The sequence below is a fragment of the Prevotella sp. tc2-28 genome (assembly GCF_900107705.1).
Lineage (GTDB): Bacteria > Bacteroidota > Bacteroidia > Bacteroidales > Bacteroidaceae > Prevotella.
In genome coordinates this window covers 15,922-27,897 of sequence record NZ_FNRE01000007.1, presented here as the reverse complement: position 1 = coordinate 27,897, position 11,976 = coordinate 15,922, and the positions used below count along the sequence as shown (strand labels likewise).

Sequence of the window (11,976 nt, the reverse complement as noted above, 5' to 3'; positions counted from 1 at the left end):
AAAAAGTCTGGCTCAATAGCAAAAATATTCGTCGAAAAATTCGCATTTTTAAATTATTTTCCGTAATTTCGCAATCTGAAACAGTAAAACAATTAAAAAAACGTATAAAGTATTATGGATTTAACAGGAAAAATTATTGCCGTATTACCGGCAAGCAGTGGAGTGTCAGCACGCACAGGTAATTCATGGATGTCGCAGGACTATGTGATTGAGGTACCTGGACAATATCCTAAAAAGTGTGTGTTCCGTGTTTTTGGTGAGGATCGTATCAAGCAGTTCAACATCCAGATGGGCGAAGACATTACTGTTAGCTTTGACATAGATGCTCATGAGTTTAACGGACGTTGGTTCAACGATGTTCGTGCCTTCAATGTTACCCGTGGCGCCGCTCCTATGGCGGCCGCTCCTATGGCTGCAGCTCCCGATGCTGCTTCTATGGCTACGGCTCCGTTCCCTCCAGCTCAGGAATCAGCAGGCGAGGGCAGTACAGATGACCTGCCTTTCTAACTGATTGCACTTGCGCGTACATTAATTAATTATAATAGAAGACCAATATGCTAACACAACAAGACCTGAAACAGCTTGCTCAAAAAGGAATATCCGAGCAACAGATTGAGACCCAGTTAGGACAGTTTAAGACAGGATTCCCGTTCTTGAAACTAGAGGCTGCAGCAGCTATCGGACATGGCATCGTGGCTCCGGACAACAAGGAAGGGAAACAATATGTTGAAGCCTGGCAGCAATACAAGGCTGCCGGTAAGCGCGTGGTGAAATTCGTGCCGGCATCAGGTGCGGCTAGTCGTATGTTCAAGGATATGTTTGCCTTCGTGGACGCAGACTATGACAAGCCTACAACCGACTTTGAGAAGAAATATTTCGACAATATCGAGAAGTTTGCTTTCTATGGTGAGTTAGATGCTGTTTGCCAGAAAAACAATGGTAAGGGCATCAAAGCCTTGATGGCAGAAGGCAACTACAAGGCTGTTGCTGCTAACATGCTGAAAGTTGAGGGCTTGAACTACGGTCAGCTGCCAAAAGGCTTGCTGCTGTTCCACAACTATCCAGAGGGGCCGCGCACTCCGATGGAAGAACATTTAGTGGAAGGTGCGCTGTATGCCGCTTCTAATGGTGAGGCTCATGTACACTTCACCGTCAGCCATGAGCATATGGAGTTGTTCAAGCAGAAAGTAGCCCAGAAAGCTGACTACTATGCCCAGAAATATGGTATTCACTATGATATCACTTTCTCAGAACAGAAACCATCTACGGATACCGTAGCAGCTAATCCTGACGGCACGCCGTTCCGAAACAGCGACGGTTCGCTGTTGTTCCGTCCCGGTGGTCACGGTGCGTTGATTGAGAATCTGAATGAGATTGAGGCTGACGTCATCTTTGTCAAGAACATCGATAATGTCGTGCCTGACCGTCTGAAAGGTGACACTGTGCTGTGGAAGCAGATTATTGCCGGTGTTCTTGTCACCCTGCAGAAAAAAGCTTTCGACTATCTGAACCTGCTTGACTCGGGCAAGTACACTCACGAACAGATTGAGGAGATGATTCGTTTCGTTCAGCAGGACCTGTGCTGTAGAAAGGCAGACATCAAGGAGCTGGAAGATGCTGAGCTAGTTATTTATTTGCGCAACAAGTTGAACCGTCCGATGCGTGTTTGTGGTGTTGTGAAAAATGTGGGTGAGCCAGGCGGAGGACCGTTCTTGACCTATAATCAGGATGGTACCGTATCACTTCAGATCTTGGAAAGTTCGCAGATAGACAAGTCGAATACGGCTTATATGGAAATGTTTACAAAGGGTACTCACTTCAACCCTGTAGATCTTGTCTGCGCTGTGAAGGACTACAAAGGCAACGCCTTTGATTTGCCAAAGTATGTAGATCCCTCGACGGGCTTTATTTCGCAGAAATCAAAGAACGGCAAGGAGTTGCAGGCTTTGGAACTTCCCGGACTGTGGAACGGTGCGATGAGCAACTGGAATACGGTCTTCGTGGAAGTACCCCTTTCAACGTTCAACCCAGTTAAGACTGTCAACGACTTGCTGCGTGAACAACATCAGTAATCATTCATTATGAAGAGAATATTATCATTTTTAATCCTCGGTCTTTTCTTCTGTTGTGTCACTATCAGTGCACAGCAGAAGAGTGATCTTGAAAAACGGGCAGAAGCCGAAGCCGAGAAAGGCAATGTGCCAGGTGCCCGTAGCTCATACATCCGTGCGTTTGAAGACTATGCTAGACAAGGACAGATGAAACAGAGCGTCGCTTGCGGTGTTAAGGCTACGGCGTTATATTATAAGGAGAACCTTTATCAGGAGGCTTTCGACTTGCTGCGTCGAATAGACCAAGCTATCTTGGCTGCCAAGCAGACTGGTGCCGACAAAGAAGCCCAGCACTACTACACGTCGAAAGAACGTATGCAGATGTATATGAAGATGCATCGTGCGGAAAGTGCTGCTGATCATCTGAGGGCAATGACCAATCATGCCAATGCTTGCAATGACGAGGCTGTGAAAAATGACCTGTTGTACAACAAAGCCATCTATCACTATACTTTCGGACAAGTAGCACAAGGTAATGCTGTTTTCAAGGAAATGGCAACAAAGCTGACTGCTTCGAAAGAGTACGACAAGGTTGATGCAGTCTATAAGCAACTCATTGCCAATGGTCGTCGTAGCAATAGTGCCAGTATGGTGGCAGAGTCGTATAGCAACTATATGGCTTGGAAGGATTCAACTACCGTAATCAGACACCGTGATGAAATTGCAGCACTGAAGAAACAGATTGCCGACAACGAAGCCGTTATTAGTGACCAAGACAGTTCGTTGACCACTCGTTGGGGTATTATTATCGGACTATTTGTCCTGGTTGGCGTGTTGGCAGCAGCCTTGATTGTGGGCGGCGTCGTGCTGATGCGTTTCATCATGTTGACACGTAAGCAGAAGAAGACCATAAAACTGGCCAATGACAATAATGCGCTGAAGGCAAAGTTTATTGGTAATATCTCTGCACAATTGGAACCATCGCTTCAGAAACTGGACAAGAAAGTCCCAGAGGTACAGGCTTTGCTTGACTTCTCGAAGCATATCCAGACGTTGTCGGCTATTGAGAATTCAATGGATGAAGAAGTAGAAGTTGAGGAGATTCAGGTGCAGCAATACTGCGAAGGACTGCTGGAGCAGATTCGTGGTGAGGTGAAATCTGGCGTTATCTTGAAGAACAATGCTCCCAAGATGGCTGCGGCTATAAACCAGGAGTATGTTACTCATATTCTGCTTCATCTGTTACGCAATGCTGCAGAGTATACTCCGGCAGACGGTACTATCGTACTTGACTACAAGAAACGTGGAGCGCATACTCATCAGTTCTTGGTTTCAGATACAGGTATCGTCATCCCTGAAGAGGAACGTGAGAATCTGTTCAAACCGTTCCTTGAAATCAAAGACCTCACTAAGGGTGACGGTCTTGGACTGCCTATCTGTAAGCAGATGGCCCTAAAGATGAAGGGTGATCTGAATCTCGATCCGGAATTTACAAAGGGTGTACGTTTTGTATTAGAACTACATTCGTAATAATCATTATTTACTAACTAAACAAAATCTTTAAAGTTATGAAGAAAAAGTTTATTTGCGCTGTTTGTGGATATATCTATGAAGGCGATGCTGCACCAGAGAAGTGCCCAATTTGTAAGGCTCCTGCCTCTAAGTTCTCAGAGTTGAAGGATGATGCAGATATGACGTATGCTACTGTTCACAAAATTGGTGACGGAAAGCCCGAGGGTGTCAGCGAGGAGATGATTCAGGACCTGCGCAACCACTTCAATGGTGAGTGCGGCGAAGTCGGTATGTATCTTGCAATGTCTCGTCAGGCAGATCGTGAGGGTTATCCTGAGATTGCAGAGGCTTTCAAGCGCTATGCTTTCGAGGAGGCAGAACACGCATCTAAGTTTGCTGAGTTGCTGGGTGAGTGCGTATGGGATACGAAGACCAACTTGGAGAAACGCGCAGCTGCCGAAGCAGGTGCTTGTGAGGATAAGTTCCGTATCGCTAAGAATGCCAAGGCTGCCGGTTTTGATGCTATCCATGATACTGTTCACGAGATGGCTAAGGACGAGGCTCGTCACGGTGCAGGCTTTGCTGGTTTGCTGAAGAGATATTTTGGCAAGTAAAACCACAATAAAACGTATGGAAAGTCGTTTTATCTGTAATATGATGAAACGACTTTTCTTTATTGTCACAATAGTGACGATGCTATTGACTGCCTGTTCGGACAATGATTCCTTTACCACAGACCGCAGTCAACGCCTAAGCTTTTCTCAAGACACAGTAAGGCTGGATACGTTATTTTCGGAGGTTCCTTCTGTCACCTACACTTTTTGGGTACATAATCATGCCTCCGACGGTCTGCGTATCAGTCAGGTAAGACTTGAAAAGGGTAACCAGACGGGATTTCGTGTCAATGTGGACGGAACATTCCTAAACCCAGTGGCTCAAGACTTAGAAGTGCGTAAGGACGACAGCCTGCGTGTTTTTGTCGAGATAACAGCCTACGAAACGAAAACCGTTGTTCCGCAGTTAGTTGAGGACAACCTGCTATTCACCTTAGAGAGTGGAGTAGTGCAGAAGGTAAATCTGCGCACCTTTAGCTGGGATGCTGAGAAGGTGACCGATTTGGTGATTGACGAAGATATGACTATTGTTTCTGAGAAGCCTTTGGTGGTCTATGGTGATGGTATTACGGTCGCTCCGGAAGCTACGCTGACATTGCGTAATACGTCACTATTCTTTCATAACAATGCTCAATTGAAGGTAGAAGGTCGTTTGATTGTAGAAGACTGTATACTGCGTGGTGACCGGTTGGACCATATGTTCGACTATTTGCCTTACGACCGAGTGAGTGGTCAGTGGCCAGGCATTGAGATTGCCAAGGGAGCGGAAGGCTGCTGGATGACTGATACGGAAGTACGGAATGCGTGGGATGGAATAACGGCAGACAGCACACAGGTAGTTTTTGAGAATTGTGTAATACATAACAATAGAGGTTATGGACTATGGGCTCGCAACTCTCAGGTGGCATTAGACTACTGTCAATTGTCAAATTCAGAAGCCCACTGTCTGGCTTTGCTGGGATGTGATGCCGTTGTCAACCATTGTACGCTGGCACAATTCTATCCCTTCGCATTGAGTGGTAAGGCGCTCTTTTTCTCTTCCGATTCCAATCCTTTACTGCTTACCTGTAGTAATACGCTCATTACAGGATATGAAGAAGATGTTTTTGAGGGTTTCCAGCGCGACGGGGAAACGATAGACTATCATTTCAGCAATTGTCTCATCCGTACCAAAGAAGTTAAAGACGAGGAAGCTTTTGAAAACATCATCTGGGAAACCCCGAATGATGAGGTACAAGGCAAACAACATTTTTTGGTGTTTGACGACAAAAAATATATCTATGATTTCAGCATCATTCCGGAGTCGCCAGCTTACGAGCCCAGGATAGGACGGATGTTTGTATCTATGACAACAGAAGAAACAAAGCAATGAAACATACGATTTGTATTTTTACCGGTGCTCGACCGAATTTTGTAAAGGTTGCACCACTTATCCGAGCCATCAAACAGACTGAAGGGTGTAATTATCAACTGGTCTATGCAGGATGTGCAGATGACCCTTCATTAGAAACATCGTTGTTTGACGACTTGCAAATGCCTCTTCCTGACGTCTTTCTGGGTGTCGACTGCGATAATTTGAACGAGTTGACGGGTAGGGTGATGAGTGAGTTTGAACGCTATCTGGAAGAGCACGAATGTGATACAGTTATCGTCGTTGACGATTTGGCATCAACAATGGCGGCAGCTATTGTCGCGAAGAAAAGAGGCTTGCGACTAGGACATCTTGTGGCTGGAACCCGATCGTTTGATATCAAGATGCCCAAGGAGATCAACCGCTTGGTTATTGACGGATTGAGCGACCTGCTTTTTACTGCAGGCATTAATTCCAGCAGTGTGGCGACCCGTGAAGGTGCTGAGATGCATAAGATATACATGGTCGGTAATATCTTGATTGACTCGTTGCGAGCAAACCACGATCGCTGGAGGCGGCCAGAATGTGTGAAGACCGACCGCTATCTCGTATTTACCTTGAATCGTAAGGCATTGCTTGATAATGAGGTGAATCTGAACAAGATGTTGGATGCCATCGTCGAAGCGGCAGGCGAGACTCCTGTTGTCGCTCCATTGCGCGGACGTGCGCGTGAATTGGTTGTACGCCACGGGGGATTCCAGGTCGTTTCCCCCTTGTCGTATTTGCAGTTCGGCTGGCTGACCAGTCATGCGCAAGGTATCATTACGGACTCCGGAAATGTTGCAGAGGAAGCTACATTCAACAATGTTCCATGTATCACGCTCAATAGTTATACCGAACATATAGAGACGGTAAAACAGGGCTCCAATGAGTTGGTAGGTGAGGATGCAGATAAACTGCGCCAGAGACTGACCGAACTGTTGGAAGGGCGGTGGAAGAAATCATCACTTCCTGACCGATGGGACGGTCGTACTGCAGAACGCATAGTCAAGATATTAACGGAATAACAGGGAAAACCAAAAGAAAATCCTTTTTCTTTTGGTTTTTTTCTTTATTTGTACTAACTTTGCAAGCGCATTAGGTAAGGGAATGGGGTGAGATTCCCCAACTGTCCCGCAGCTGTGAGCAGCCATTGACGGCATAAGCATGATGTCACTGATATTATTGGGAAGACGCTTGTGGACCGGGTTGTAAGTCAGAAGACCTCCTCTTGCATCAATGCGCTTTTCCTGCTTCTGGGGTTAGGCAGCAAGGCGCGAATACGTGTATTATTATATAAGTCCGGGAGACTTATGTCGTGAGACAGTATGTCTCCCAATTTTTTTAGAAATGAAGAATAGAGCAGTTACGATAGTTGTTGTCATGTTTTTGACGGTCTCTGGCTTATGGGCACAACAGCCACAACGTAGCCGATTTGACAGCATTCAGCATGTGAATGAGGTCGTTGTTACTGCTCGCTATAACCATAAAGAGGTAATTCCTTCGCAGACGTTGACGGGAGAGCAGTTGGAGAAACTGTCGTCACACAGTGTGGCAGATGCTTTGCGCTACTTCTCTGGTTTGCAGTTGAAAGACTATGGTGGTGTCGGTGGTATCAAGACGGTGAATATTCGTTCGATGGGAACCAACCACCTTGGCATCAGTTACGATGGAATAGAACTAGGCAATGCACAGAACGGACAGATAGATTTGGGACAATTTTCGCTGGACAATGTCGAAGAAATTACACTATTCAATGGACAAAAGAGTGCACTGCTTCAGCCTGCCAGCGACTTCGGTCATGCAGGTTCGGTGTATATCCGGACGCGTGCGCCCCGATTCCGTGAGGGGAAGAATTATAACCTCCAGCTGAAGGCTAAATATGGGTCAAGTGACCTGTTCCGCTTTTCGACTTTGTGGGAGCAGCGATTAAGTCGACGTGTTTCGTCGTCATTGTCGGCAGAAGTATTGACTTCCAGCGGTAAGTATAAGTTCCGCTATCGTAGAAAGAAACAAGATGGGACGGTAGCTTACGACACAACAGCCATTCGACAGAATGGCGATATCTGGTCAGTAAGGGCGGAAGGTAACTTGCACGGTATAGTAGATGAAGGATTCTGGAAATTCAAGGTATATACTTATCATTCGGAACGCGGCATCCCAGGAGCTATTGTAAACAATGTCTGGCGAAGAGGAGAGCGCCAGTGGGATCATAACACATTCTTGCAGGGACGTTTCCAAAAGAGCTTTGGAGAGCGATTCACCACGCAAGCAGTGGCAAAATATGCTTATTATAACACGCGATATGTGAACCGAGATACCACCCTATTGATGGTTGACAATACTTACAAGCAGCAAGAACTCTATTTCTCGACTTCAAATGTCTATCAGATTTTGCCCGAATGGAGTGCCTCTCTGAGCTACGACTTCCGGTGGAATAAATTGGATGCAGATATGCGCCAGTTCGTCTATCCGGAAAGATACAGTAATTACCTCTCACTAGCAACAGCCGTCAATCTGAATTGGTTGAAAGCACAAGGCTCGATACTAATGACAACAGTAAAAGACCATATCCGGCGTGGTTTGTCGCAACCCTCGAAAGTAGCATATACGCCTGCTTTCTTCCTAAACGTCTATCCCTTTGCTTCACGCGAACTCTCTCTTCGGCTGTATGCCAAGAAGAGTTTCCGCATGCCGACATTCAACGATCTTTATTATACTGATATGGGCAATGCGTTGCTCACGCCAGAAACAACCCTGCAATATAATGCGGGACTGAGCTATGATCATGAGTGGAATAGCGGACTGGTGCGCTTTTTCCACATACAGGCTGATGCTTACTACAACAGTGTGCACGATAAGATTGTAGCATACCCGAAGGGACAGCAGTTCCGTTGGACGATGCTGAATTTGGGCAAAGTACACATCAAAGGCGTTGATGTCGAAACAGAACTGACGTTGGTACCTGTTCGAGGGCTTTTGGTGACGGGCCGATTGCAATATACTTACCAGCAAGCGCGTGACGTGACTAATCCCCAAGATGCATACTACGAGCATCAGATTCCCTATATTCCCTGGCATTCGGGCTCAGCCATCCTTAACATACAGTATTACGGATGGGATCTGAACTACTCGTTTATCTATGCTGGTGAACGATACAACCAGCAAGAGAACATAAAATACAACTATATGCAGCCATGGTACACTAGCGATTTGTCGCTGGCCTATCAGTGGCCTATGATGAAAACGCGATGGCGGCTAATGTTGGAAGTGAACAACCTGTTCTCGCAGGATTATGATGTGATATTAAACTACCCGATGCCCAAACGCAACTATGGCATAACGCTGGACGTGAAAATATGAAGCAATACATTATTATATATATAGTGACCCTGTTCAGTCTTGTCAGTTGTCGGACTGACGACTATGTCGTCTATATGGAAGACGAAGACACCGGCGTCAAAACCGAGCAAACTGAAGTGCTGGGTATGTATGTCCTTTGCGAAGGTAATATGGGCTCTAACAAGTGTACTCTCGATTATCTGGATTTGTCGTCTCAGGATGGGACCATTCATTATCTCCGTAATATTTATGCCGAGCGCAATCCTAACGAGGTAAAGGAATTAGGCGATGTGGGTAACGATGCACAGATTTACGGCTCACGCTTATGGTTGGTTGTCAACTGTTCGAACAAAGTGGAAGTGCTGAGGGCAAGTGATGCCGTGAAGATAGGTAAAGTCGATGTTCCAAACTGTCGAAATGTGGCATTTCATAAGGGATATGCTTATGTCACGTCATATGTCGGACCTGTCAATGTCAGTCAAGATGCACCATTGGGTCAGGTTTATAAAATAGACACGCTGACGTTGAAAACAGTCGCCACGATTACAGTAGGTTATCAACCAGAGGAAATGGCTGTTATCGATGATAAACTGTATGTTGCCAATAGCGGAGGCTATCGTGCTCCCGACTATGACCGCACGGTGAGTGTAATCAATTTGAATACCTTTACTGAAGAACGAAAGATTGACGTCGCTGTCAATCTGCACCGCTGTCGGGCAGACAGATATGGTCAGTTGTGGGTGACCTCGAGAGGCGACTATTATGGTTCCTCTTCAACCATCAGTTGGCTATTTCCAAATGCCGATGGACAAATGCAGAAAATCGGTACCATCGAAGTGCCAGTCAGTGACCTATGTATCGTTGGTGACTCGCTGTACTTCTATGGAAGCCAATGGAGTGAAGAAACGAAGGAAACTCACTTGTATAATGGCATTATTAACGTTCGTACGCATCAAGTGGTCTGCAATAGTCTGTCAAATGCCGCAGAACTGGCAAAGATACGCCAGCCTTATGGCATCATCGTACATCCAACCCGTCGGGATTTTTATTTGATGGATGCAAAGAACTTTGTGTCTAGTGGCGAACTGCTGCACTTCAAGGCAGATGGTTCTTTCGATTATAAAGTACGCACGGGTGATATTCCCGCTCATGCTGTATTCTTAACAAAACGAGTAAAATGAAGCAAAGAATTATTATATTTTCAGTTTTTATGGTTACGTTGACCATTCAGGCTCAACGTATGGATAATGTAACAACGCATTCTCCCTATATCAAGGCAGTTGATGAGTATGTGCCTGCCCCTGGACAGTTTGTTAACGATGCTCCGGAATATGAAGAAGGAGACGATGCTTCGGCAATGGTGCGTAAGTGTACGGAGAGTCTTGCTAACAACGAGCGTCATCTAGTGGCATTAGGCGGTTGGGGAGGCTATATCACATTTCACTTTGACCATTCCATAGCTAATGTGAAGGGTGAGCGCGATATCTATATTATGGGAAATGCGTATCAGGAGAACCGTAATCTGGTATTAGGAGGTATGAACGAGGCTGGCATCGTGATGGTCTCGAAGGACGTGAATGGAAATGGATTGCCTGACGATCCGTGGTATGAGATCAGTGGCAGTTGCGATGTGGATAGTGTTGGCAAGGTGATATATGACTATGAGGTAACCTATCGGAAAAATCCGATGGGTGATATTCCTTGGACTGATAACCATGGGAATACGGGCACGATCGACCGGGTTAACGCTTGGCACCCTCAGGAGTATTATCCCCTATGGCTTCCAGACGGACTGACTTTCCGTGGAACCCGTTTGCCGGATAATATGCTTGACCTTTCGACGAGAGTAGATCAAAGTTATAGTGCCTATTATTATGTATTAGTAGGCTTCCGCTATGGATATGCTGATAATATGCCTAACTTCACTGATCCTGCTGATGCTACTTCCTACAATTATGAGCAATGTGGAATTGATATCGGATGGGCTGTTGACGAGAAACGCCAACCTGTTAGTCTTGACTTTGTAGACTTTGTACGTGTCTATACGGGGCTGAACCAAAAGTGTCCACAACCAAACTGGTGGGGTGAGACCTCAACGGAAATACAGGGTGCTTCTGACATTCATTTGGAGGCTTCTCTTGAATCAATCCGTCAGGCAATAGCTGGTATCAGTGAACAACGCTCGGCAGAAAATACCGACGTTCCCTGCTACAATCTCCAAGGCCAACTTGTAAGCCAGCCCAAACGTGGAAGCCTTTACATTCGTAACGGAAAGAAATTTTTCAAACAATAAACAACTTATTTTTTAACAAAAAACAAAAACATTATGAAAACAAACAAATTATTTTTAATGGCTGCTTTTGTTTGCGGCGCAGCGTTTACATCGTGTTCAAATGAAGATAACGCAGGTTCTCAGGCTTATACTGTCAGCGTGATTTCATTTGAAAACCAGAAACTCAACAGTGACGGATACTGGAGTGGTGACGAGAGTGGTACGAAATATGAAAGCTGGGGTTCTGATGCATACGCCTGCAAGTATCAGGAGGCAGGTGTTACGTTCAACACCAATTTCATTCCCGCATGGTCAAGTTGGACGGGTTATGCCATATCCAACCGTACGGAGACCACCTATAAGACGATGACTCCTGACCAGTACAACAACATCACAGGTAAGGCTTATACTGGCAAGAACTTCTGCGTAGTTCAGACCTACGGTGAAACGATCGACATCGAAGGCGGTGCTTATGTTCAGGGCTTCTTCTATACCAACAACGCTTGGACTGTTGATGCTATTCTGAATGGTGATGGAATGACTCCTGGCAAGTTTGAGCCCTCTGACTGGCTGAAGTGCACTGTGACTGGAATAAAGGCTGACGGAACAAAGGCTTCTGTCGATATCGAACTGGCTGCTAATGGTTCTTATGTAAAGGATTGGCAATGGGCTGACCTGAGCAGTCTGGGCAAGGTTGTCTCGTTGAGCTTTGTTTTCTCTGGAACCAAGAACAATGCCTATGGTCTGACAACTCCTGCCTACATGTGTATTGATGACCTGACCATCATGAAATAA

General features: G+C 45.8%; 10 protein-coding genes and 1 riboswitch. All 10 genes read left to right on the top strand.

The window, feature by feature from the left end; all coding sequences use genetic code 11:
* Positions 1-114 precede the first annotated feature (114 nt).
* The 10 genes from BLU47_RS07600 to BLU47_RS07555 all read left to right on the top strand — a co-directional run bounded on the left by BLU47_RS07600 (position 115) and on the right by BLU47_RS07555 (position 11,976).
* A complete protein-coding gene (locus BLU47_RS07600; protein ID WP_091960679.1) occupies positions 115-507 on the top strand; it encodes a DUF3127 domain-containing protein in 393 nt (130 codons plus the stop codon).
* 47 nt (positions 508-554) lie between these two features.
* Positions 555-2,072 (top strand): DUF4301 family protein, encoded by a 1,518-nt coding sequence (locus tag BLU47_RS07595; protein WP_091960677.1) that lies wholly within the window; start codon positions 555-557, stop codon positions 2,070-2,072.
* Between the two features lie 9 nt (positions 2,073-2,081).
* Positions 2,082-3,581 carry a sensor histidine kinase gene (locus BLU47_RS07590; protein WP_091960675.1) on the top strand — a complete coding sequence of 500 codons (1,500 nt, stop codon included), beginning with the start codon at positions 2,082-2,084 and terminating at the stop codon, positions 3,579-3,581.
* 38 nt (positions 3,582-3,619) lie between these two features.
* Entirely contained in the window at positions 3,620-4,177 is a 558-nt protein-coding gene (locus tag BLU47_RS07585; RefSeq protein ID WP_091960672.1) for an NADH peroxidase, read from the top strand.
* A gap of 40 nt (positions 4,178-4,217) precedes the next feature.
* Positions 4,218-5,549: a right-handed parallel beta-helix repeat-containing protein gene (locus BLU47_RS07580; RefSeq protein WP_091960670.1), complete on the top strand. Its 1,332-nt coding sequence runs from the start codon at positions 4,218-4,220 to the stop codon at positions 5,547-5,549.
* Complete coding sequence (locus BLU47_RS07575) at positions 5,546-6,595, top strand: UDP-N-acetyl glucosamine 2-epimerase (protein WP_091960667.1); 1,050 nt, start codon at positions 5,546-5,548, stop codon at positions 6,593-6,595. The genes BLU47_RS07580 and BLU47_RS07575 overlap by 4 nt, the downstream gene beginning before the upstream one ends.
* Positions 6,596-6,626: 31 nt before the next feature.
* Positions 6,627-6,815: riboswitch (cobalamin riboswitch) on the top strand.
* A 102-nt stretch (positions 6,816-6,917) separates the two neighbouring features.
* A complete protein-coding gene (locus tag BLU47_RS07570) occupies positions 6,918-8,930 on the top strand; it encodes a TonB-dependent receptor plug domain-containing protein (RefSeq protein ID WP_369796971.1) in 2,013 nt (670 codons plus the stop codon).
* Positions 8,927-10,090 carry a YncE family protein gene (locus tag BLU47_RS07565; RefSeq protein ID WP_091960661.1) on the top strand — a complete coding sequence of 388 codons (1,164 nt, stop codon included), beginning with the start codon at positions 8,927-8,929 and terminating at the stop codon, positions 10,088-10,090. The genes BLU47_RS07570 and BLU47_RS07565 overlap by 4 nt, the downstream gene beginning before the upstream one ends.
* A 59-nt stretch (positions 10,091-10,149) precedes the next feature.
* Positions 10,150-11,202 carry a hypothetical protein gene (locus BLU47_RS07560; RefSeq protein ID WP_255402119.1) on the top strand — a complete coding sequence of 351 codons (1,053 nt, stop codon included), beginning with the start codon at positions 10,150-10,152 and terminating at the stop codon, positions 11,200-11,202.
* Positions 11,203-11,235: 33 nt separating this feature from the next.
* On the top strand, positions 11,236-11,976 hold the full coding sequence (locus tag BLU47_RS07555; RefSeq protein WP_091960656.1) for a DUF4465 domain-containing protein: 741 nt from the start codon (positions 11,236-11,238) through the stop codon (positions 11,974-11,976).

Excerpts from the sequence above, each read along its gene's own strand:
- BLU47_RS07600 (WP_091960679.1), top strand. The coding sequence starts at position 115 with ATGGATTTAACAGGAAAAATTATTGCCGTATTACCGGCAAGCAGTGGA.
- BLU47_RS07595 (WP_091960677.1), top strand. The coding sequence starts at position 555 with ATGCTAACACAACAAGACCTGAAACAGCTTGCTCAAAAAGGAATATCC.
- BLU47_RS07590 (WP_091960675.1), top strand. The coding sequence starts at position 2,082 with ATGAAGAGAATATTATCATTTTTAATCCTCGGTCTTTTCTTCTGTTGT.
- BLU47_RS07585 (WP_091960672.1), top strand. The coding sequence starts at position 3,620 with ATGAAGAAAAAGTTTATTTGCGCTGTTTGTGGATATATCTATGAAGGC.
- BLU47_RS07580 (WP_091960670.1), top strand. The coding sequence starts at position 4,218 with ATGATGAAACGACTTTTCTTTATTGTCACAATAGTGACGATGCTATTG.
- BLU47_RS07575 (WP_091960667.1), top strand. The coding sequence starts at position 5,546 with ATGAAACATACGATTTGTATTTTTACCGGTGCTCGACCGAATTTTGTA.
- BLU47_RS07570 (WP_369796971.1), top strand. The coding sequence starts at position 6,918 with ATGAAGAATAGAGCAGTTACGATAGTTGTTGTCATGTTTTTGACGGTC.
- BLU47_RS07565 (WP_091960661.1), top strand. The coding sequence starts at position 8,927 with ATGAAGCAATACATTATTATATATATAGTGACCCTGTTCAGTCTTGTC.
- BLU47_RS07560 (WP_255402119.1), top strand. The coding sequence starts at position 10,150 with ATGGATAATGTAACAACGCATTCTCCCTATATCAAGGCAGTTGATGAG.
- BLU47_RS07555 (WP_091960656.1), top strand. The coding sequence starts at position 11,236 with ATGAAAACAAACAAATTATTTTTAATGGCTGCTTTTGTTTGCGGCGCA.